The sequence below is a fragment of the Trinickia sp. EG282A genome, from assembly GCF_040965455.1.
GTDB classification, from domain to species: Bacteria; Pseudomonadota; Gammaproteobacteria; order Burkholderiales; family Burkholderiaceae; genus Trinickia; species Trinickia symbiotica.
The window spans coordinates 858,450-880,824 of sequence record NZ_JBFRCC010000001.1 but is presented as its reverse complement, the minus strand read 5'-3'; the positions used below and the strand labels follow the sequence as shown (position 1 = coordinate 880,824).

Below are 22,375 nucleotides of genomic sequence, written 5' to 3'. Positions count from 1 at the left end.
GTCGTCGCCACAATGGGGTGAACGGAATCTTCAACGAGGAGACAAGCGTGACAACGATAGCTGACAAGCCTTCGCAGCAACAGGTCATAAAAGTTGCGGTCGCGAGCATCATCGGGTCGATCATCGAGCAGTACGACTTTCTCGTCACCGGCATCATCGCGGCAACGGTCTGGGGCGGCGTTTTTTTCAAGCTGCCGAGCCTCGCGGCAGTCGCCGCCGCCATCGCCGTCTATGGCATCGGCATCGTCATCCGGCCCGTCGGCGCCTTCATCTTCGGCAACATCGCGGACCGTTACGGTCGCAAGGACGCGATGGTCTATGCGCTGTTGCTGATGGGCGTCAGCACGCTCTTCATCGGGCTCACGCCGACCTACGACACGATCGGCGCCGCCGCGCCCATCTTGCTCATCATCTTCCGGCTCGCCCAGGGCATCAGCTTCGGCGCCGAGTTTGGAACGGCATCGACATGGGTCGTCGAGCAAGCTGCGAACTCGAAGCGCCGCGCATTCTGGGGCGCCTGGGTCGGCTTTGCGATCCCCATCGGCCTGTTGCTCGGCTTCGGCTCGGTCATCTTCGTTCGCTCGCTGATGACCCCCGCGCAATTCACGGACTGGGGCTGGCGGATATTCTTCTATGTGGGCTTCGCCGTCGCGATCGTCGGCATCGTGATCCGCACGCGCACGATGGACAGTTTCGTGTTCGAACGCTTCAGGTCCGAGGAGACTTTGCTGAAAAGCCCGGCCGCGCGTGTCTGGAGCGAGATGCCGTTTCGCATCCTGCGCACTTCGCTCGTCAACGCAATGTTCGGCGGCGCATTCTTTCTCAGCTTCGTGTTCGGCACGAGCTACATGAAGGCGGTCGGCTTCGCGGGTACGGAGGCCGAGAGCATCGGCCTCATCGCCGCGGCCTCGATGCTTGTCTTCATGATCATCGGCTCGTTGCTCGCCGACGTGCTGAGCCGACGCGTGATCCTGCTGACGTCGGCCATCGTGCTGCTTGTCTGGGCGATTCCCTACTTCTATCTGATCAATACGGCCAACTTCTGGCTCGCCGTGCTCGCCGAGGTGATCGGTTTCGGCTTCGTCTTCGGGTTCGGCTACGGCGCCATTCCGGCGTTCTACACGGAGAACTTCCCGACGCGCTATCGCGCGTCGGGTGCCAGCGCCGGCTACCAGGTTTCGCAAGTCTATGGCGGCGGATTGATTCCGATCATCGCGGGTCTCATCCTTCGCGGCGTCGGCATTCACCGTGCATATATCTATATCGGGCTGTTCGTCATGGTCTATGCGCTGCTCGCGATCTTCGCGATCCTGACGACACCGGACACGAAGGGCATCGACCTGGAAGCTTAGTACCGATCATTCCCGCAACCCATCCTGCCCCGGCGCGACGGATCCGAGCTCTGCCCCCGTCTCGGGATCCTTCGTCCGGTCCGATTTCAATCGGAGTTTCATCGCATCGAGCGCCGCCCTTTCCGAAGCATTCAGCTGTGAGGTGGCATGGCCATCGCCGCCATCGACAGCCGTGGGCGGATCTTCTACCAGCTCCAGGCCACGTCCCTCGTTCCACGGGCCCCGTTCCGGCGGTTCGCCTTGCGACATCTTGAAATACGTGCTGGCAAAGCGCGGATCCGGCTCGAGCTTGCCCGGGGGGAAATTGCCGACGATCGCATAGAGCGCCTTTTCGAACGACTTCTGATGCGACACTTCGCGCGTCATCAGAAAACCTAGCGCGTCGCGGACACCCGCGTCGTCCGAAACGTTGATGAGGCGCTCATAGATGATCTTGGCGCGCGCCTCGGCGGCGATATTCGAGCGCAAATCCGCCGTCGGCTCGCCGATGGTATCGATATAGGCCGCCGTCCACGGCACGCCGGCCGAATTCGTCAACGGCGAGCCGGCGCCGTAAAGCACCTGCGTCACATGGCTGTCGTTACCGGCGCCGTGCAGCTTGCGGTACAGCTCGGCCTGGCCGTCGACCGCCTCGGCCATCTCGCCCTTGGCACCGCGATTCAGCATCGATACGAGCGATCCGATCACTTCGAGGTGGCTAAGCTCCTCGGTCGCAATGTCGAGCAGCATGTCCTTTCTCCCGGGATCTTCCTCACTGATCGCCTGCGTGAAATATCGGATTGCCGCCGCCAACTCGCCCTGAGGTCCGCCGAACTGCTCGAGCAGCAGATTGGCGAGCCCGGGATTCGTCGAACCGACGCGAACGGTGTACTGCAAACGCTTGTTGTGGATGAACATGGGACCCTCTCCTGGTCGCTGAGACTGTGAAACGAAGACGTCGCGAACAAAGTCGCACGCTCGGCGCGCGCAACGAGCATTCCAGGGTGTGCCAGCTTATTTGCCACGACGTACTACGGCTGTCCCTCGCATTCGCGCCCTGTTGTCATCGACGGTCTTGACGAGGGTACTCAACGTCGCGGACCGGATCGGACTTCGCTGGCACGCGGCGAGGCCATCGCATAAATTGCTTGACCGTATATCTTTAGATATGTATCTTTAGATACACAATCTGCCATCAAGGAGGCCTCCATGAGGCATGGTCATCCTGACCGTTACACGGACTTCGCCGAGTTCGGCGGCATCGGCGAATTCCCCGCTCGCGCTCGCGAGCATTTCTTTCATCGCCTGCATCGCGCATTTCACGAGGGGCGCGCGGGTACCGCGTTCGAGGAGGCCTGGTGGCGCCACGGCCTGCGCTACGCCATCGGCCGGCATCGTCATCGCCACGGCGGCGGCGGAGCGTTTTGGGGCGGGCGCGGCGAACACGGCTTCGGCGACGACGAGGGTTTCACGCGCGGTCGCAAATTCACGGGCGAGGATCTGCAGTTGATGCTGCTCGCGCTGATCGCCGAGGAGCCGCGTCACGGCTACGAGCTCATCAAGGCGCTCGAAGCGCGTTCGAACGGTTTTTATGCGCCGAGCCCGGGCATGGTGTACCCGGCCCTCACTTATCTCGAAGAGCTCGCGTATGTCACGGTCCAACAGGAAGGCAATCGCAAGCGATACGAGATCGCCGAGGCCGGCCGCGAGTACCTCGACAAGCATCGCGATCAGGTCGATTTGATCCTTGCGAAGCTCAGCTTCGTGGCGAGCAAGATGGAATCGATGCGGCGCGCGTATGCCGCCTCGGCCGAGGCCGATGAGGGAGGCTTCGGCGGCGAAGGCGGCCGCTGGCATCCCAAGCTCGTACAGGCGCGCTATGCGTTGAAGCTAGCTGTCATTCGCCACGCTGATGCGGACGAAGCCGAACAGCGGCGCATCGCCGAAATCCTGTTGCGGGCCGCCGCCGAAATCGAAGGCAATGCGCGCGGGCCCGCCGGAGAGAAAGCACCTGACTGATCGGCACTTTGCCGCACGCGGCCGGATGCGCAAGCGCATGCGGCCGAATTTTCGCAGTGAATCGGCCAACGCCGAAATAAGGACGCCAACGAATGTATGCACTGCTTCCCGCCCGCGAGCGGCGTTTGATCTGGGTGCTGGCCCTGGTCCAGTTCACGATCATCATGGACTTCATGGTGATGATGCCGCTCGGCCCACAGATCATGTCGGCATTCCGGATCGCCCCGGCCGCATTCGCGGCCGCCGTCTCCGCTTACTCGTGGTGCTCGGGGCTGTCTGGCCTCTTCGCCGCGACCTACATCGATCGCTTCGACCGGCGCCGGCTGTTGCTGACGGTCTATGCGCTTTTCGCGCTTTCGAACCTGGCCTGTGCGATGGCAACGAGTTACCCGCTGTTGCTCGTGAGCCGCGCGTTCGCCGGCATCACGGGCGGCGTCCTGGGCGCAGGTGTGATGGCGATCGTCGCCGACGTGGTACCCGTCGCGCGGCGCGGCGCCGCCACCGGTGTCATCATGACTTCCTTTTCGCTGGCGGCCATCGCCGGTGTGCCGGCCGGCGTCCTGCTCGGCGCGCATCACGGCTGGGCCGCGCCGTTCTGGCTGCTCGCGGCGCTCAGTGCCTCGATCGGCTGTATCGCCGCTGCCATCGTGCCGTCGCTCGCCGAGCACTTGCAAGTGCGCCCGCCGGCTGTGTCCGAAGCGCTTCCCGCTCTCTGGCGCATGCTCTCGCGCACCCGCCACATCAAAGCGTTCACGCTCACGTTTTTGATGATGCTCGCGCACATGCTCGTGATCCCGTTCATCTCGCCGATGCTGGTGGCGAACCATGGCGTGCCGCCGGGTCAGATATCGTGGCTTTACATGGCCGGCGGTGCGGCGACGTTCTTCACATCGCGCGCCGTCGGCAGACTCGCGGATCGCATCGGTCACCGGCTCGTCTTCAGGATCTTCGGCGTGCTCGCGATGGTGCCCATGCTCGTCATGACCCATCTGCCCGCCGTGCCGTTCGCCATCATGGTGCCGTTCTTCGCGCTTTTCATGGTGATTGGATCGGGTCGCATGATTCCGATGCAAGCCATTCTCACGACCGTGCCGGAGCCCACCGAGCGCGGCGCCTTCCTGAGCGCTAACGGTGCCGTGCAGGCACTCGGCACGGGCTGCGGTGCCTGGATCGGCGGTCTGCTGCTATCGACGGACACGGCTGGGCACGTGCTCGGCTATGGGACGAACGGCTGGCTCTCCGTATCGATTGCAGCGCTTGCGCTCGTATGGATCGGCCGCGTCACGAGCGCGCCGACGGCGCGCGAGCCAGCATCGGCCGGCCGCGCGAGCGGCCCCGCGGTCCTAGAGGCCGGCGCAGCGGTCGCCACGCTCGAACATCTCGATGGCGGCCACGGTGAAGGCTGCAACAACGAAGACGCGAGCAGGCCGATTTTAAGCGGCGGCGATTTCGCCAAAGGCTATCAAAACTGATAGGTAAGCCAAAACAGGTTTATGGGCATGATCGAGACTCGGATATGGCCAACGAATCGGGCGCCCCGCGCAGTGGAAGGAGCATCGCATGTCAAGGTCGATCTTTGTGCAAGTTGCAAGTTATCGCGATCCGCAATTGATACCGACGTTGGCCGATCTGGTGGCCAACGCAGCGCGGCCCGACGCGCTCCGCGTAGTCGTTTGTTGGCAGCACGGAAGTGACGAAACGTTGGACGGCTTCCTGGGTCAAGACTTTACAGTGCGCAGTACTTCATCGAGTTCTGAGTACAGTGTGCTCAAATTGGCGTACCGCAATGCGGTTATCGAGTTGATCGACGTACCGCACATGAAGTCGAAAGGCGTCTGTTGGGCGCGAAACGTCATCCAGCAGCACTATCGCGGCGAGAAGTACACGCTGCAACTGGATTCGCACCATCGCTTCGTCGAGCGGTGGGACGATGTTCTGGTCGAAATGTTGGAGTCCTTGCGCGAACGGAGCCCAAAACCGGTACTGACCGCTTATCTTCCGCCGTTCGATCCCAATCACGATCCCGCAAGCCGGGTCATGTCGCCCACGGTAATGAGCTTTGCCAAGCTCGACCAGGAAGGTATCGTGAATTTCTCGTCTTTTTACGTTGGCGAGTCGGAGTTTGCGCATCCCGTCCCGGGCTGTTTTTACAGCGCTCACTTTGCATTCGCGGACGGATCGTTCGCCGTCGAGGTTCAACATGACCCGCAGTACTTCCATCATGGTGAGGAGAATTCCATCGCCGTGCGCGCCTATACGCACGGCTACGACTTCTATCATCCGCATCGAGTCGTTGCGTGGCATCAATATGGCCCGGGTCAGCGGTCGAAGATCTGGGACGATCATACGCGCGATGCGAAGTTGAGCGGTGCCATCGAGTTCGACTGGTGCGACTATAACGATCGATCCTGGCACCGACATCGCTCTCTCTTCCGGGTCGGCGGTGCTAAATCGGACGACGGTATCGATCTCGGTCCCTACGGGTTCGGCACCGCTCGCAGTCTCGATCAATACGAAAGGTTCGTGGGCATCAGCTACGAACATCGTGCGATCCACAAAGCCGTGCTTGCGGGGCAACGCCCTCCTATCGGCGGCGGGTCAGCCGACAATGACGAGGCGTGGCTAGCCTCGTTGCGTCGTTCGACGGAAATCCACGTCTGCGTGTCGGAACGCGAACTGGGCGATTTGTCGGCTGCCGCTACGGCTACGCTACGTTTCTTCGACGCTGACGATGCCGAACTGCACCATGACGTGCTGGATGGTGCAAAGGTGAAAACGAGCATTGCATCGGGCCGGTTCGACTACACGTGCGTCTTCCTTACTGAGTTAGGCCGTGCTCCGGTACGCTACACTTTCGAGTTGACTGACAATGCCGGTCATGCAATGAACAGGCTCGAGAGAGGTGTCGGCGCGTGAATCATCATCAGCGACCAAGGCGCGCTGCCCGAAACTTGAGGACCCTCCGCAACATACATCCCGCATGACCTGTTGGATACCCGCGCACTACGCCACGTGCATCGGCTCGTCCGCCCGCTCGGTGCGCGCGAGCACGGGCGCGAGCGCCGCGCCGGTATGGCTTTCCGGCACTTCGACGAGCGCCTCGGGGTCTGCAGCCGCGACGACAGTCCCGCCGCCCGCCCCGCCTTCGGGCCCGAGGTCGATGATCCAATCCGCCTCGGCGATCACATCGAGGTCGTGCTCGATGACAACCACGCTATGCCCCGCATCGACGAGCCTGTGCAGCACGCGGATGAGGCGCGCGACATCGGCCATATGAAGACCTACCGTCGGCTCGTCGAGCACATAGAGCGTGTGCGGCGCTTTCTGCCCGCGCCTCGTCACATCGTCGCGCACCTTCGCGAGCTCGGTGACGAGCTTGATGCGCTGTGCCTCGCCGCCCGAGAGCGTCGGCGACGGCTGGCCCAGCGTCAAATAACCGAGCCCGACATCCTTCATCAGCTGCAGCGGATGCGCGACACTCGGCATCGACGCAAAGAACTGGACGGCCTCGTCGATCTCCATCGTCAGCACGTCACCGATATTCTTCCCTCGCCAAGTGACGGCGAGCGTCTCGGGGTTGAAGCGCTGACCGTGGCAAACGTCGCACGGCACTTTCACGTCCGGCAGGAAGCTCATGCCGATCGTGCGCACGCCCTGCCCTTCGCATGCCGGACAGCGGCCTTCGCCCGTGTTGAACGAAAAGCGCGATGCCGCGTAGCCTCGCGCCCGGGCCTCGAGCGTATCGGCGAAAAGCTTGCGGATCGTGTCCCAGACGCCGATATAGGTCGCCGGGCACGAGCGCGGCGTCTTGCCGATCGGCGTTTGATCGACCTCGAGCACGCGGTCGATCGCCTCCCATCCGGAAATCGACCGGCAGCCCTGCCAACGATGCTCGACGACGAGCGGTGCCGAAGAGGCGCGCGCTTGCCATCCCGAGCGGCGGGCCGGCTGCGCCGGCTGACCCGTTTGCGCAGCGCTCCCCTGCGCATTGCGGCGCGCACGGCGCGTGGCCGGCGACGACATCACCGAGCGGCCAACCGCGTCGAGCAGATTCGTCATCAGCACATCGCGCGCGAGCGTCGATTTGCCCGAACCCGACACGCCCGTGACGGCGACGAGCCGCGCGAGGGGGATGTCGACTGTCACATCGCGCAGGTTATGCAAATGGGCACCGTGGACCGTCATCCATTGCTCGGGCACGGCGAGCCCATCGGCCGCGCCGGCAGTCGGCTTCGCTGCGGCTCCGTTGCGGCGGCTTCCATTCCCGGTCGCCTTCATTGCGGTACTGCTGGCCGCTGGCCGCACCGGTCTGCGCGGCTGCAGCGGATGCACAATGGGCCGCGCGAGGAACCGCCCCGTCACCGAGTCGGACTGCGCGGCGAGCACAGTGACGCCGCCCTCGGCCACGAGGCGCCCTCCGCGCTTGCCGGCGCCCGGGCCGATATCGATGATGTGATCGGCGCGGCGAATCGTGTCTTCGTCATGCTCGACGACGACGAGCGTGTTGCCCTTGTCGCCGAGCTGGCGCAATGCGTCGAGGAGGATGCGGTTATCGCGCGGATGCAAGCCGATCGTCGGCTCGTCGAGCACGTAGCAGACGCCCTGCAGATTGCTGCCGAGCTGCGCGGCAAGGCGAATCCGCTGAGCCTCTCCGCCCGATAGACTCGGCGCCGCGCGATCGAGGCTCAGATAGCCGAGCCCGACCTCCTCCAGGAAACGCAGGCGGCTGGCGATCTCGCTTACGACATCGCGCGCGATCTGCGCATCGCGCCCGCCAAGCTCCAGCGCGTCGATCCAGCGGCGTGTCTCGGCCACCGTCAAACGGCCCACGTCGACGATCGCGCGTCCGTCGAACGTGACCGCGCGCGCCACGGCGTTGAGCCGCGTGCCGTCGCACTCGGGACACGGCGTTTCGCCGACATCTTCGGGCTCGAACTCGTCGGCCGGCAGTGTCTGCTCGCGGCCGCGGCCGTCGTCGGCGAAGGTCGTGTCGTCGAAGGCGGCGCGCTGCTCGCGCGTCAGTTTGAGGCCCGTGCCGACGCAGCTCTCGCACCAGCCGTGCTTGCTGTTGTACGAGAACATGCGCGGATCGAGCTCGGGATAGCTCGTGCCGCACACGGGGCACGCGCGCTTCACCGACAGTACCTGCAGCGCGCCGACATGGCTATGCGGGCGGCCATCCGCCAGCGTTTCGGCAAGGCCGTCGAGCGGCGCGAGCAGATGCATGACGCCCTTGCCGATTTCGAGCGCCTGGTCCAGCGCATGGCGCAATTCGGCTTCGCGATCGGCGGAAATGACGAGATCGGCGACGGGCAGTTCGATAGTGTGCTCGCGAAACCGTTCGAGCCGCGGCCACGGATCGACGGGGATGAATTCGCCGTCCACGCGCAAATGGGTATGTCCGCGCGCCTTCGCCCACTTCGCGAGATCGGTATAGACGCCCTTGCGGTTGACGACGAGCGGCGCGAGGAATCCAACGTGCTGGCCAGCATAGTCGCGCAACAATTGCGCCGCGATCGACTCGACGCTTTGCGGCGTCACGGCGGCGCCATCGTGCACGCAGTGCTGCACGCCGAGCTTCACGTAGAGCAGGCGCAGGAAGTGCCAGACTTCGGAGGTCGTCGCGACCGTGCTCTTTCTGCCGCCGCGGGAAAGGCGCTGCTCGATCGCCACCGTCGGGGGAATGCCGTAGACGGCATCCACTTCGGGCCGCCCCGCCGGCTGCACGATCGAGCGCGCGTACGCATTGAGCGATTCGAGGTAACGGCGCTGCCCTTCGTGAAAGAGAATATCGAAAGCCAACGTCGACTTGCCCGAGCCAGAGACGCCCGTCACGACGCTGAATTTGCCGTGCGGAATGTCGACATCGAGCGCTTTGAGGTTGTGCTCGCGCGCATTGACGATGCGAATGGCGTCCTCGCCTTCGATTGCGCGCCGTGCGCGCGCAGCCGTCAGTGCCGACTGAAGGGGCACGCCCGCATCCGGCTCGCGGGACGTCCGCGCGGCCGCGCCGAGCGCCTCGTCGTATTGAAGCAGCGCCTGGCCGGTATGCGAGGCGACGCATGCCTTCACCTCGTCGACGGTGCCGGCAACGACGATCCGCCCGCCGCCATCGCCGCCTTCGGGGCCGAGATCGACGATCCAATCGGCGGCCCGCACGACATCGAGGTTATGCTCGATCACGAGCAGCGAATGCCCGCGCGCGAGGAGCTTGCCGAACGCGCGCATGAGCTTCGCGATATCGTCGAAGTGCAGACCCGTCGTCGGCTCGTCGAACATGAAAAGCCGCCCGCCCGGCGCGCGTGCGCGTCCGCCATTGCCCGGTTTCACGGACGTTTCGGCCAGGAAACCCGCGAGCTTGAGCCGTTGTGCCTCGCCGCCCGATAACGTCGGCACGGGCTGCCCAAGCTTCACGTATTCGAGCCCCACGTCGACGATCGGCTGCAGCACGCGCAGCACGTCGGCATCGCCGGCAAAAAGCGCGACCGCTTCGCTGACCGTCAGTTCGAGCACGTCGGCAACCGACAGCGCGCGCGCCGGATTGCCGCGCTCGATCGTGACCTCCAGCACCTCCGCGCGATAGCGGCGCCCGTCGCAGTCGGGGCAGCGCAGGTAGACATCCGAGAGGAACTGCATCTCGATGTGCTCGAAGCCCGAGCCGCCGCAGGTCGGGCAGCGCCCGTCGCCGCTATTGAAACTGAACGTGCCGGCCGTGTAGCCTCGCTGCTGCGCGAGCGGCGCCTTGGCGAACAGCTTACGGATTTCGTCGAATGCGCCGACGTAGCTCGCCGGGTTCGAGCGCGCCGTTTTGCCGATCGGCGACTGATCGACGAAGACGGCGTCCTCGATCAGGTCCGCGCCGACGAGGCCGCGGTGCGCACCCGGCGTCTCGGTCGCCTGTCCGAGCTGGCGCGCGAGCGCCGGATAGAGCACGTCCTGGATCAGCGTCGATTTGCCCGAGCCCGATACGCCCGTCACGCAAACGAGTCGCGCAAGCGGTATGTCCACCGTCACGTCGCGCAAGTTGTGCTCGCTCGCGCCATCGAGCAAGAGGCGAGGCGTCGTCGCATCGACGGGGCGCGCGGCCCAATGCGTCGCATCGGCGACGTGCTTGCGGCCGCCGAGGTAGTCGCCCGTCAATGTCGGTGCCGTGCGAATATCGGCGGGCGTGCCGTCATAGACGATCGTCCCGCCGCGTTCGCCGGGGCCCGGCCCCATGTCGATCAGGCGATCGGCTGCGAGCATGACCGAAGGATCGTGCTCTACGACGACGAGCGTATTGCCCGCATCGCGCAAGCGGCGCATCGCCTCGACAATTCGATTCAAGTCGCGCGGATGCAGTCCGATGCTCGGCTCGTCGAGCACGAACAGCGTCTTCGTCAGCGACGTGCCGAGCGCCGTCGTCAGATTGATCCGCTGCACTTCCCCGCCCGAAAGCGTGCGGCTCTGACGATCGAGCGTCAGATAGCCGAGCCCCACGTCGCACAAATATCTGAGGCGCGTACGCACCTCGGCGATCAAGAGCTTCAATGCGTCGTCGAGCAGCGCGCTAGGCAGGGTCAGCGCGTCGAAGAACTGGCGGATCCGCTCGATCGGCAACAGCATCAGGTCGTGCACGGTCAAGCCCGGCAGCGCTTCGAGCTGCGCGCGCGTCCAGGCCACGCCGCGCGGCATGAAGCGCGATGCGGGCGCCAGCACCGCGTCGGCGTTTTCATTCGTGCCGAGGCGCCAGAGCAGCGACTCCGTCTTCAGCCGCGCACCGCCGCAGGTCTCGCACGGCGTATAGCTGCGATACTTCGACAGCAGCACGCGGATATGCATCTTGTACGCCTTCGACTCGAGGTAGCCGAAGAAGCGGCGCACGCCATACCATTGCCGTTGCCAGTCCCCATCCCAATCGGGCGAGCCGTTGATCACCCAGTCCCGCTCGGCCTCCGTGAGTTCCGACCAGGGCACGCCGGCCCGTACACGTGCGCGAGCCGCATAGCGCATCAGGTCGTCCTGGCACTCCTTCCAGGCAGGCGTCTGCATCGGCTTAATCGCGCCGCCCGCGAGCGTCTTGCGCGCATCGGGAATCACGAGCCCGAGGTCGACGCCGATCACGCGGCCGAAGCCGCGGCACGCATCGCAGGCGCCATAGGCGGAGTTGAACGAGAACAGGCCCGGCTGCGGGTCCGCATAACGGAGATCGCTGTCGGGGCAATGCAGGCCAGTCGAGAAGCGCCAGATTCGCGGCTCGGCTGCTTGCTCGGAGCCAGGATCCGCGACGCCGGGCGTTGCGGGCAAGTCGGACATTGCGGGCGTTTCGGGAAGGACGTAGACGTTGACGCGCCCCGAGCCCCGTTTCAGCGACGCTTCGATCGCTTCGACGACGCGCACCTTCTCCGTGCGCTGCAACCGGAACCGGTCGGCCACGACATCGAGCACTTTGCGCACTCCGGTCGCCGAGCGCTGCTCGCGCTCGGCTTGCACGCGCGTATAGCCGCTCGCCGAAAGCCATTCGCCGATCTCGTCGGCGCTCGCGTTCTCCGGCAGCTCGACAGGAAATGTGACGACGAGGCGCGGGTCGCCCTGGGCCGTGCGCGCCGCGAGCTCCGCGTAGATCGTTTCGGGCGTGTCGTGACGCACGGGCTCGGCGGTCTGCTTGTCGAAAAGCTGCGCGGCGCGCGCGTAAAGCAGCTTCAGGTGATCGTTGAGCTCCGTCATCGTGCCGACCGTCGAACGCGAGCTTCGCACGGGGTTCGTCTGGTCGATGGCGATTGCGGGCGGCACGCCGTCCACGCGATCGACCTGCGGCCTGTCCATCCGGTCGAGGAACTGGCGCGCGTAGGCGCTGAACGTCTCGACATAACGGCGCTGCCCTTCGGCATAGAGCGTATCGAAAACGAGGCTCGATTTGCCCGAGCCCGACGGCCCCGTCACGACGGCCATCTCGCCGGTGCGCAGGTCGAGGTCGATATTTTTGAGATTGTGCTGGCGAGCTCCGCGGATGCGGATCACTCCGGAAGTCATGGGTTTTCCTCTTCTACGGCTAGTACGGCCGGGCGCTTCGGTACGCTCGGCCAAGCGGCTCGCGCGCCATTTTTGAGATAAAACGGCGCATCAGGGCTGCAATGATAGTCCCGCGCGAACGGGCGCGCCGCATCGCGACTCGACGTTTCGTCGTTTATTTCGGGAGCGAGTCCGCGCCCGCATTCACCGCATCGATTGGTCGGCCGATGCGGCTAATGGCGCGCTGCTGACATTCGGTGAGCGGGAGCTGTTTGTTTTCAGCGCGCCAGACGGAGCACCGTGGCGACGCGTGAGCGCAAAACCGGCAACAACTCGCGCTCGAACCAAGGATGATGCTTGAACCAGCCCTGGTTGCGGCCGGACGGATGCGGCATCGGCATGCGCTTCTCGCCATAGTCCCGCCAGGCCGAGACCGTTTCGGTCAGCGTCGCGCGCCGCTCGCCCGCAAGAAAATGACGCTGCGCATAGGCGCCGACGAGCAGCGTCAGTTCGATCCGGGGCAATTCGGCCAGTACCCGCTGAAGCCAGCGCTGGGCGCATTCGGGACGCGGCGGCAGATCGCCCGACTTTCCGCGCCCTGGGTAGCAATAGCCCATCGGCAGAAGGGCGATGCGTTCTTCGTCGTAGAAGATCTCCGGGCCTATGCCCATCCATTCACGCAGCCTCTCGCCGCTGCGGTCGTCCCAAGGTATGCCCGTCTCATGGACGCGCGCACCCGGTGCCTGCCCCACCACGAGGACGCGCGCGGACCGTCCCGCCTGCAGCACGGGGCGCGGACCCAACGGTAGATGCGGTTCGCACGCGCGGCAGGCGCGAATTTCGAACAGCAACGAGGACAATTGCGATGAATCGGGATCGGACATCAAATGAGGTGAGATGGGGAAAACGAAAACGGCTCGACGAGGCGAAGGTCAGCGCGCCGAGAGCTTCTCGAAGAGGTAATCTCGCAGCACGACGGCCTGGTTGTGCTCCGGATCACGCGCGCCGTAGACGAGCGTAATCCGGCCATGTTTCGCGGCATCGGCGAGCGGTTGCCAAGCCTCGGCGTTGGCGTCGAGCTCGGCCCGATAGCGTTGGGTGAACTCATTCCAGCGTTCGGGATCGTGGCCGAACCAGCGACGCAACGCCGTGGTGGGGCCGACGTCGCGCAGCCATTGCTCGATGTGCAACGCTTCCTTGGTCACACCGCGCGGCCAGACGCGATCGACGAGATAGCGGGCTCCCTGGTCGTCCCCCGGAGGGTCGTAGGCCCGCGCAAGACCGATTTGCAACTTTTTCATGGCAACAAGTCGAGCGTCCGCAGAGCTTCCCCCGGGACGCACTCGTCGGGAGTGCTTCTTGGGGAGTCCCCAACGGTACTCCCCTCAGAGCGCCCTCCTAAAGATGACTTCCCCGCCGCAGCGTCGCGTCCAGCGCCCGGGCGGCGGCACGATCGCCCTCCGTCGTCAGCGCAACGCGGAACACGGTTTCCCGATTATGGCCGGCGGCGGCAGGCGAATCCCATAATAGCTCGACGCGCGAACGACGTGCCCGCCCGGTCGTGCGCGGGCCGTGCGCCGCCGCGCCGGGCCCACGCGGACCGACGCCGGGCCGCGGCGACGCGGCGCTGGCGGAACGCGGCGAATCGACGGGCTCCGGCGACGCCGCGACCGAACGCGATGAGTCGACGTCGGGCGCCGACACCTGCGCGCCCGGATGCCCGGCCGCTTGCGGCATCAAAGCCTCGCGCTCGAGCGCCTCCGCCGCGGGCCAATTCACCGACAGCTCGCGCGCATCATACTGTCCCAGCTTGCGGCTCTCGACCCAAACGACGACCGTGCGCGTCGCCGGATCCAGTGCAACCGCGTAGCGTCCGATCGCGAAGCGCCGTGCGGCGATGTTCGTGCGCCAAAGCGCGCGCGGGCGACAAATCCATAAGACCGCCGCATAAAGCGCCGGCGCGACGACGAGCCATCCATTCGTCTCGGCGATCGCATGAACGGTGCGGCGGCCTCCGGCGGCCCAGACGAAAACGCCGATCGACCAGAGCGCGAAGAGCAGCCCGAGAAAAGCGAAGAACCGCAGTGCCTGGCGCAGCCATTGCGGCAACGGATGGAACGGGCGGTCGGCGCGCGCCTGCGCGCCGGGCAACACCATCAACAGAAAGATCAGGACGGCATTGATCGACGCCCACGGTGACGAAGTCATCGCCGAGAAAGACGCACCGTAGCCCATCTCCGACATCGAGTAGAGCCAGCGCGCGAGAAGCACGAGACCGATCGCGCGCAACGCGAACATCGTGCCGGCGCCGGGTGCCGGCGCCTCTGGCGTGGGTTGGGCTCTCGTCAAGTCGTGCTCCTGGATATCGACGCGCTGCCGTGTCGTACGCGGCCGCGTCAGCCTGCCATTATATGGAGTTCGTGTGACTCGATGCGGCGATCGGTATGCGGTTTTCGACACCGGCAAATCGAAACGCCCCGACTGCCGTGCAGGCAGACGGGGCGTTTCGATGCGGCTCGCCACTCGCAGCCCGCCAGTCGGCGGGCGGCGCGTGCTTAGCCGGCGGCGACTTCGCGCAGTACGGCGCGGCGCTTGCGGTGCAGCAGGTTCTCGTAAGCGGCCAGGTAGTTCTTCGCCATCACCTTCGACGTGAAGCGCGCTTCGAATGCGTTGCGGACCGTTTCACGCGGCAGCGTGTGCAGCCGATTGACGGCCGCGACCGCCGAAAGCTCGTCCTCGACGACGAATCCCGACACGCCGTTTTCAATGACTTCGGGCACCGAGCCGCGCTTGAACGCGATGACGGGCGTGCCGCAGGCCATCGATTCGATCATGACGAGGCCAAACGGCTCCGGCCAATCGATCGGGAACAGCAGGGCGTGGGCGCCGCCGAGGAACTCGGCCTTCTCCGATTCGCTGATTTCGCCGATGTACTCGACGTGCGGCAAGGCAAACAGCGGCTTGATCTGCTCCTCATAGTAAGCGCGATCGGCCTTGTCGAGCTTTGCCGCGATCTTGATCGGCATGCCGGCTTTCTCGGCGATCCGGATGGCCGTGTCCACGCGCTTCTCGGGCGAAATCCGGCCGAGGAAGGCAAGATAGCTCGGCTTGACGTCGGTACGCGGCGTCAGCAGGTTTTCCGGCAGCCCGTGGTGGACCGTCGTCAGGAAGTTGGCCTGCGGCAGCGGCGTGCGCTGGTTATCCGAGATCGAGACGACCGGCACTTCGTTGAACGTGTTGAAGATCGGCTGCAGCTCGGGCAGATCGAGCCGGCCGTGCAGCGTCGTCAGATGCGGCGTGGGCTGGCGCGAGAACAGCGAGAACGGGTAGTAATCGATATGGAAATGCAGAATGTCGAACTCGTCCGCGCGGCGGCGCACTTCTTCGAGGAGCAGCATGTGCGGCGCCATCGTGTCGCGAATCGACGGATCGAGTCGCAGCGCTTGAGGCCAGAACGCCTCCAGCTTGGCCGACGTCTTGGAATCGCCGCTCGCAAACAGCGTCACATCGTGCCCGAGTTCGACCAGGGCTTCGGTCAAGTACGACACCACGCGTTCCGTCCCGCCGTAAAGTTTCGGTGGAACCGCCTCATGCAAAGGAGCGATTTGAGCGATCCGCATAGTGATGAACTCCTAATAAAAATTCAGGCAAAGAGGACTACTGTTTTAGAAAAGCGAATCGCCCGCCAAAGCGCAAGAACCAGGCCCGAAGGTGGTGACCGCCTTGCGCGTCTTTCCCGAAAAGCTCCGCGGTGGTTCGCTTCATTCGGAACACCCTTTCTCTGCATTGGTCGCAGTGCTCTCGTAAACGCATTTCCGGAACATTCGTTGACCGCCCCGGCAGAGAGGTCTAAGGGCAAACCCGGAGGCGATTATCGGTCCCCCGCGATGCTGCGGCGTACAGCCTTTCAGAAAATTTACGTTGTTACAAGCGAGTAACACTCTGTCGATCTCGTTATTGCGCGGCTCGCCTAGACTGGCTCGCTGTTACCACTCGTTCTTGCTCTGTGTGTTCACCGCACCACTGTTACCGGCAGAGCCGATCGAAAGCGCGTCGTTGGCCGAACCGGCGATCGCGCTCCCTGGGAACGCTCCGCGCGCCAACGCCCGTGGGCGTTCAGACGAATTTGCTATTGTAACCCGAACCCGTTTCCACATTGCGCCGGTTTCTCGGTTAGAACCGCATACCGCGCTTAGCGGCCGGCTCAGCGCGGCGCGGGCGCCGCCAAGGCCCGTTGTTTGCATCCAACGCCCATTGCAATGCAACCCGTGAAGCTAGGCAGGATTACGCGGACGTTTACAATGGCGGCTGCCAAACTATCTCGATATTGGCTCGCGGTGCGCGATCCGCAGACTATCCTTTTTCATGACTCATTCTGTTTTGCGTTCACCGCACGAACCCTTGGAACACCTGACCGTCGCCGAGCGTAACGCCCGCAACGCCAAGCTTTCGAGCTACGCGAACCGGCCGCTCGCCTTTTTGCTGAGCTACATCCGACGCCACCCGGTCGCGCACACCATCGTGCTCGCGAGCGTGTTCGCGGCGGTCGGCTGCGCGCTCGCGTCGCAATACGCCATCAAGCACCTCATCGACGTGCTCGGCATGGGGCGCAACCATCCTGGGCCGCTCTGGGCCGCCTTCGCCATCCTCGTCGGCCTGATCGCCGCCGACAATTTGCTCTGGCGCGTCGGCGGCTGGGTCGCCGCGCATGCGTTCGTCAACGTCACGGGCGATCTGCGCCGCGACCTCTTCCAATACCTGAGCGGCCACGCGCCGACCTACTTCGCCGAACGCCAGCCCGGTACGCTCGCGAGCCGCATCACGGCGACGTCGAATGCGGTCTACACGTCCGAGAACACGATGGCATGGAACGTCCTGCCGCCATGCATCGCCGTGATCGGCGCGATCGTCATGACGATCACCGTCAACCCTGTCATGGCCGGTTGCCTGCTGTTGTGCTCGGCAATACTGGCCCTCGTGCTGTACCGGCTCGCCGGTCGAGGCTCCTCGAAACACCAGAACTTTGCGTCGAAAGCGGCGGCCGTCGACGGCGAGCTCGTCGATGTCATCAGCAACATGAGCCTCGTGCGCGCGTTCGGCATGACCTTTCGCGAGCAACGCCGGTTCGGCGCGACGGTCAAGGCGGAAATGGACGCGCGCCAGCAAAGTCTGCTCTACCTCGAGCGGCTGCGTCTTCTGCACGCCGCCATCACCGCGCTGCTGTCGGCCGGGCTGCTCGGCTGGGCGCTCTGGCTCTGGAACCAGGGACGGGCGACTTCGGGCGACATCGTGCTCGTCAGCTCGCTCGGCTTTACGATCCTGCACGGCACGCGCGATCTCGCCGTGGCGCTCGTCGACGTGACGCAGCACGTCGCGCGGCTCGCCGAGGCGGTCAAGACGCTGCTCGAACCGCACGGCATGCCTGATCGCGAGAACGCCACGGAACTCATGGCCAAGGGCGGGCGCGTCGAGTTCGAGAAGGTCACGTTCGCCTATCCGCGGCGGCGCCCGATTCTCGATCACTTCGACTTGCAGATCGAGGCCGGTCAACGCGTCGGGCTCGTCGGCAAGTCCGGCGCCGGCAAATCGACCGTGCTTGCGCTGCTGCAGCGCTTTTATGACGCGCAGGGCGGCTCGATCAAGATCGACGGCCAGGATATCGGCTCGGTCACGCAAGACAGCCTGCGTCATACCATCGCGCTGGTGCCGCAAGACATCGCCCTCTTTCACCGCACCGTCTACGAGAACATCGCCTACGGCCGGCCTGAGGCGAGCCGCGACGAAGTCTATGCCGCCGCGCGCGAAGCGCGTTGCACGGACTTCATCGAGGCAATGCCCGAGGGATTCGACACGATCGTCGGCGATCGCGGCGTCAAGCTTTCGGGCGGCCAGCGGCAACGGATCGCCATCGCCCGGGCGATCCTGAAGAACGCACCGATCCTGCTGCTCGACGAGGCGACCTCCGCGCTCGACAGCGCCTCGGAAGAGGCGATCCAGCAGGCGCTCGACAGGTTGATGGTAGGCCGCACCGTCATTGCGATCGCGCACCGGCTTTCCACACTGCAGAACTTCGATCGCATCATCGTCATGAGCGCCGGCAAAGTCATCGACGACGGCACGCCCGAGGCGCTTCGCAACCGTCCCGGGATCTACCGTGATCTGCTGGCAAAGCAGCACGGCAAGAGCGCGCTGCCGCATCCGGGCGGGCACAAGGTCGACGAACGGGTCGCCTGAGCGCAGTCGGACCCGTCGTTCGTTTCGCAGTGACCTACGGCGTCACGCGGCAATCGCGCCGCGTGTCGACCTGGTCTTGACCGTCCGCCGCTTTTCGCCGGCGGCGCGCAGATCCCGCATGAAATTGTCGCGCCACACCGAGACGTTGTTCTCGCGCAGTTGCGCGATCATGTCGCGATAGCGCGCGCGGCGCTCCGCGAGCGGCATGGCGAGCGCCTCCCCGAGCGCGTCGGCCATGCCGTCGATATCGATCGGATTGACGATCAGCGCGCCCGACAGCTCCTCCGCCGCACCGGCGAAGCAAGACAGCACGAGCACGCCAGGGTCGTCCGGATCCTGCGCCGATACATATTCCTTCGCGACCAGATTCATTCCGTCGCGCAGCGGAGTCACATAGCCGACATGCGACTGGCGGAACAGCGCGGCCAGCACGGAGCGCTCGTACTGGCGATGGATGTAGCGGATCGGCGTCCAGTCGAGCTCGGCGAACCGACCGTTGATCCGTCCTGACTCCGCTTCGAGTCTCAACCGAATGTCCTGATAGGCGTGCATGTCGGCCCGCGTGGGCGGGGCGATCTGCACGAACGACACTTGGTTCCGGCAGGCGGGCGAGCGGTCGAGCAGGCGCTCGAACGCGCGAAAGCGCTCGACGAGCCCCTTCGAGTAGTCGAGCCGGTCCACGCTCATGATGAGCTTGCGGTCGTGCAGCGTCGCCTTCATCGTCCGTACCGGCTTGCCGCGCGTGCCCGCTTTCGCCAGTTGCGCGATTTCGTCGGGATAAACACCGATCGGATAGGCGGCCGCGCGCAGGGATCGGCCGAACGCGCGCACCGTTGTTGGCGCGGGCGCGAGGCTGGGCTCGACTTCGCCGCCCGCTTCGCTGAGGATGTACTCGCTGAACGCGCGCAGATCGCGCTGCGTCTGAAAACCGAGCAGATCGAACGAGCAAAGCGCCTTGACGAGCTCGCGATGCGGCGGCACCGACAGCAGCACTTGCGCGGCGGGGAAAGGGATGTGAAGAAAGAAGCCGATCCGATTCTTCACGCCGGCCGCCCGCAATGCCTCGGCGAACGGGATCAAGTGATAGTCATGGACCCAGATGACGTCATCGGCCTGCAGAAGCGGCACGAGCTGCTGCGCGAGCCAGGCGTTCACGCGGCAGTACCCCTCGAAGTCATGACGATCGTACTGGACCAGGTCGGGCCGATAGTGAAACGCTGGCCAAAGCGTGGCGTTCGAAAAACCGCGATAGTACTGGTCGTAGTCACGGCGCACGAGGCCGATGGTGGCGAACGTCACCGGGCCGCGCTCGACCACCTGCATATGCGGCTGGCCCGACGAAAGCACATCGCCGCTCCAACCGAACCACATGCCACCGGTTTCCTTCAGCGCGTCGTAGACGCCCACCGCAAGACCGCCCGCGGCCGGGCCGCCTTCGGAAATCGGCGCGACGCGGTTCGAAACGATTATCAGGCGGCTCATGTATGTTTTTTTGCGGTTGCGACCAATGACGCGAGCCATGCGTGGAAAGCGCCGACAGACTCGATCCGCGCCCGCGCGGCCGTTTCGCCCGCGCCGACCTTGATCGACAGACCGCCCCGCGCATTGACGACGGCGAAGCCCTTCTCGTCCGTGAGATCGTCGCCCGCGAAAACCGGCATGCGTCCGGCAAATGGAGGCTCGTCGAGAAACGCCGCGATCGCGCGGCCTTTGTCGACGTTCTTCGGCTTGATCTCATAGACCATCTTGCCCGGCTGCAGCACGAACGCGTCGGCATGCCGCTCGACGAGGCGTTTCGTCGCCTCTCGAGCGATGGGCTCGACGAGCGGCGCATTGCGATAGTGGAGCGCCAGCGAGGCCCCCTTGATTTCGAGCAGCGTGCCCGGGTTGGCCTTGATGACGTCGGCCAGCTCGCGCTCCATGCGCAGCAGCCGGTCGTCGTCGAAGCCGAGACGGACGACGTCGCCGTTCGCGTCGCGCCGCTCGGCGCCATGCAGCCCGGCCGCGGGCAAATCGGTCATGCCGAGAAAAGCGTCGATGCTATCGAGGCCGCGCCCCGAGACCACGGCCACCGCCCCCTTGGACAAGCGCCGCAATTCGGCGAGCGATTCGACCATCGCAGGCGGTACGAGCACGCCGTCGGGCGTCGGCGCGATCTCGACGAGCGTGCCGTCGAAATCGAAGAAAAATGCAGTCTCGCTCGGAGACAAAAAAGCCGGTAACGATTGCATCAGCGTTCTTCGTGTAACGGCTCACTCGGCGTCCGCCGCCGTTCGAGCCGGTAAGGTTTGCGCATCTTACCGCGCATTGCGGCCGATTTCGAGGAACGGCGGCCGGGCGGCGGCAAGGTGCGGACGAACAGCTATCTTGCACTTTTTCTGCGTCAAATTGTCTCTCCTTAGGGCCTAAACCGTGCGCTCGCCTGCGGCGCGGCCGCTTTTGCGCTATAGTCGCTGCCGCCGTGCCAGGACGCCGAGCTTGCCGCGGCCGAAGCGAAACGCCACGCTCGCCGCCTCCTGAGGAGACGACCTACGGGCGCCGCTGCCCCTCTTCGAGATACGGATGTCGCTACGTCTTCGAGTGCGTTCGCCGTCAGGCAAACCGTACGTTCTTTCTTCCGCCACCTCGCCGCTTGGCTCGCCAGGCATCGCGATCCGCTCTGCCAAGCGCCTTGCCGCCGCGCTCGCCTGCGCGGCGCTCGCTGCCGGCTGTTCGCCGAGCGGCCCACCGTGGCAATTGACCAACGTGACGGGCCACCTGCCTGACCTGAAGTTCTCGCTGACGGACGACGACGGCAAGCCGGTGGACGCATCCACCTTCAAAGGCGAGACGACGCTCGTCTATTTCGGCTACACGCATTGCCCCGACGTATGCCCGGAGACGATGGCGCGCCTGATGCAGGTGCTCGCCAAGCTCGGCGACAACGAGGCACAGCATGTGCGGATTCTGTTCATCTCCGTCGATCCGGCGCGCGATACGCCGCAGGCCCTGCACGCGTACGTCGACGCATTCGACGCCAAGCATGCACGGGGCCTGACGGGCACCGATCGGCAGATTGAATCCCTGGCGCGCCGCTATCGCGTGGCCTATCAGATGGAAAAGCGCGATCCAAATGGCAATTACGAGGTGACGCACAGCTCGGCTGTCTACATCTTCGACGCCCAAGGCCGCGCTCGACTCCTAGCGACAAGCAGCGATACGCCGGACGCGATTGCGCACGATCTACGCCGCGTCATCGATACGACAACATCGTGATTCTCAAGACCATTGCCGAGGAATTCGTTTTCCACCAGCCTAAGGACCGTGCTCCTGCCCGATCAAAATGACGATGAAACCGCAAGCGATCGCTCACCGTACCGTACTCGCGGCCGCCGGCTGCGCCATCACGCTCGTTTTCGCGGCGGCCGCGCATGCGGCTGGCGCTTCGCGCCTGACCGCGGAGAACGGCTGGGTGCGCTGGCTACCGAACAACCTGCCTGCCGCCGGCTACGTGACGATCACGAATCCCGGCGACAAACCCGTCGACCTCACCGCCGCCTCGAGCCCTGACTACGGCAGCGTCATGCTGCACGAAACCGTGTCCAACGGATCGACCTCGCAAATGCAAATGGTCGACAAGGCAACGGTACCCGCACACGGAGCGCTCAAGATCGCACCGGGCGGCTATCACTTCATGCTCGAGCAAGCACGTCACAAGGTCGCCCCGGGCGATACCGTCCGGCTCAAGCTGCAGTTCTCCGACGGCACCGAGCTCGAGACGCCGTTCAAAGTCAAGAGCCCTGGCGCGGCCCAGTAAGCCG

Annotated in this window: 15 protein-coding genes; 7 read left to right on the top strand and 8 right to left on the bottom strand. The window is 64.8% G+C overall.

All coding sequences use genetic code 11. The annotated features are described in order from the left end of the window. The first annotated feature begins 47 nt into the window (after positions 1–47). Positions 48–1,352, top strand: a complete 1,305-nt coding sequence (locus AB4Y31_RS04010) for an MFS transporter (RefSeq protein WP_368672808.1) — start codon at positions 48–50, stop codon at positions 1,350–1,352. A 6-nt stretch (positions 1,353–1,358) separates the two neighbouring features. On the opposite strand, the gene AB4Y31_RS04005 is transcribed toward AB4Y31_RS04010, so the two are convergent. Beyond that, a complete protein-coding gene (locus AB4Y31_RS04005; protein WP_368672807.1) occupies positions 1,359–2,249 on the bottom strand; it encodes a manganese catalase family protein in 891 nt (296 codons plus the stop codon). Positions 2,250–2,540: 291 nt separating this feature from the next. Here AB4Y31_RS04005 and AB4Y31_RS04000 point away from each other — a divergent pair, with 291 nt between their 5' ends. The 3 genes from AB4Y31_RS04000 to AB4Y31_RS03990 all read left to right on the top strand — a co-directional run bounded on the left by AB4Y31_RS04000 (position 2,541) and on the right by AB4Y31_RS03990 (position 6,266). Further along, on the top strand, positions 2,541–3,350 hold the full coding sequence (locus AB4Y31_RS04000; protein WP_368672806.1) for a PadR family transcriptional regulator: 810 nt from the start codon (positions 2,541–2,543) through the stop codon (positions 3,348–3,350). A 92-nt stretch (positions 3,351–3,442) separates the two neighbouring features. Further along, a complete protein-coding gene (locus tag AB4Y31_RS03995) occupies positions 3,443–4,822 on the top strand; it encodes an MFS transporter (RefSeq protein WP_368672805.1) in 1,380 nt (459 codons plus the stop codon). Positions 4,823–4,910: 88 nt separating this feature from the next. After that, positions 4,911–6,266, top strand: coding sequence for a GlcNAc-transferase family protein (locus tag AB4Y31_RS03990; protein ID WP_368672804.1), 1,356 nt, complete (start codon positions 4,911–4,913; stop codon positions 6,264–6,266). A gap of 87 nt (positions 6,267–6,353) precedes the next feature. Here AB4Y31_RS03990 and uvrA read toward each other — a convergent pair whose 3' ends face one another. The 5 genes from uvrA to AB4Y31_RS03965 form a co-directional block, all read right to left on the bottom strand. Then, positions 6,354–12,362: an excinuclease ABC subunit UvrA gene (uvrA, locus tag AB4Y31_RS03985; protein WP_368672803.1), complete on the bottom strand. Its 6,009-nt coding sequence runs from the start codon at positions 12,360–12,362 to the stop codon at positions 6,354–6,356. A 257-nt stretch (positions 12,363–12,619) separates the two neighbouring features. After that, positions 12,620–13,225 (bottom strand): uracil-DNA glycosylase family protein, encoded by a 606-nt coding sequence (locus AB4Y31_RS03980; RefSeq protein ID WP_368672802.1) that lies wholly within the window; start codon positions 13,223–13,225, stop codon positions 12,620–12,622. Between the two features lie 48 nt (positions 13,226–13,273). After that, the gene (locus AB4Y31_RS03975; RefSeq protein ID WP_368672801.1) at positions 13,274–13,642 is read right to left on the bottom strand and encodes a DUF488 domain-containing protein; all 369 of its coding nucleotides are present in this window, start codon (positions 13,640–13,642) and stop codon (positions 13,274–13,276) included. 97 nt (positions 13,643–13,739) lie between these two features. Continuing rightward, positions 13,740–14,690 carry a hypothetical protein gene (locus AB4Y31_RS03970; RefSeq protein WP_368672800.1) on the bottom strand — a complete coding sequence of 317 codons (951 nt, stop codon included), beginning with the start codon at positions 14,688–14,690 and terminating at the stop codon, positions 13,740–13,742. A gap of 206 nt (positions 14,691–14,896) precedes the next feature. After that, positions 14,897–15,961, bottom strand: coding sequence for a glycosyltransferase family 4 protein (locus AB4Y31_RS03965; RefSeq protein WP_368672799.1), 1,065 nt, complete (start codon positions 15,959–15,961; stop codon positions 14,897–14,899). 745 nt (positions 15,962–16,706) lie between these two features. On the opposite strand from AB4Y31_RS03965, the gene AB4Y31_RS03960 reads away from it, so the two are divergent. Further along, positions 16,707–18,575 (top strand): ABC transporter ATP-binding protein, encoded by a 1,869-nt coding sequence (locus tag AB4Y31_RS03960; protein ID WP_368672798.1) that lies wholly within the window; start codon positions 16,707–16,709, stop codon positions 18,573–18,575. Between the two features lie 42 nt (positions 18,576–18,617). On the opposite strand, the gene otsA is transcribed toward AB4Y31_RS03960, so the two are convergent. Continuing rightward, entirely contained in the window at positions 18,618–20,057 is a 1,440-nt protein-coding gene (otsA, locus tag AB4Y31_RS03955; protein WP_368672797.1) for an alpha,alpha-trehalose-phosphate synthase (UDP-forming), read from the bottom strand. Beyond that, positions 20,054–20,806: a trehalose-phosphatase gene (gene otsB / locus AB4Y31_RS03950; RefSeq protein ID WP_368672796.1), complete on the bottom strand. Its 753-nt coding sequence runs from the start codon at positions 20,804–20,806 to the stop codon at positions 20,054–20,056. The genes otsA and otsB overlap by 4 nt, the downstream gene beginning before the upstream one ends. Before the next feature lie 331 nt (positions 20,807–21,137). Between otsB and AB4Y31_RS03945 the strand changes: the two genes are divergently transcribed. Together AB4Y31_RS03945 and AB4Y31_RS03940 are read left to right on the top strand one after the other, a co-directional pair. Beyond that, a complete protein-coding gene (locus tag AB4Y31_RS03945) occupies positions 21,138–21,830 on the top strand; it encodes an SCO family protein (protein WP_368672795.1) in 693 nt (230 codons plus the stop codon). 67 nt (positions 21,831–21,897) lie between these two features. Beyond that, positions 21,898–22,371: a copper chaperone PCu(A)C gene (locus AB4Y31_RS03940; RefSeq protein WP_368672794.1), complete on the top strand. Its 474-nt coding sequence runs from the start codon at positions 21,898–21,900 to the stop codon at positions 22,369–22,371. The last annotated feature ends 4 nt before the right edge of the window (positions 22,372–22,375 follow it).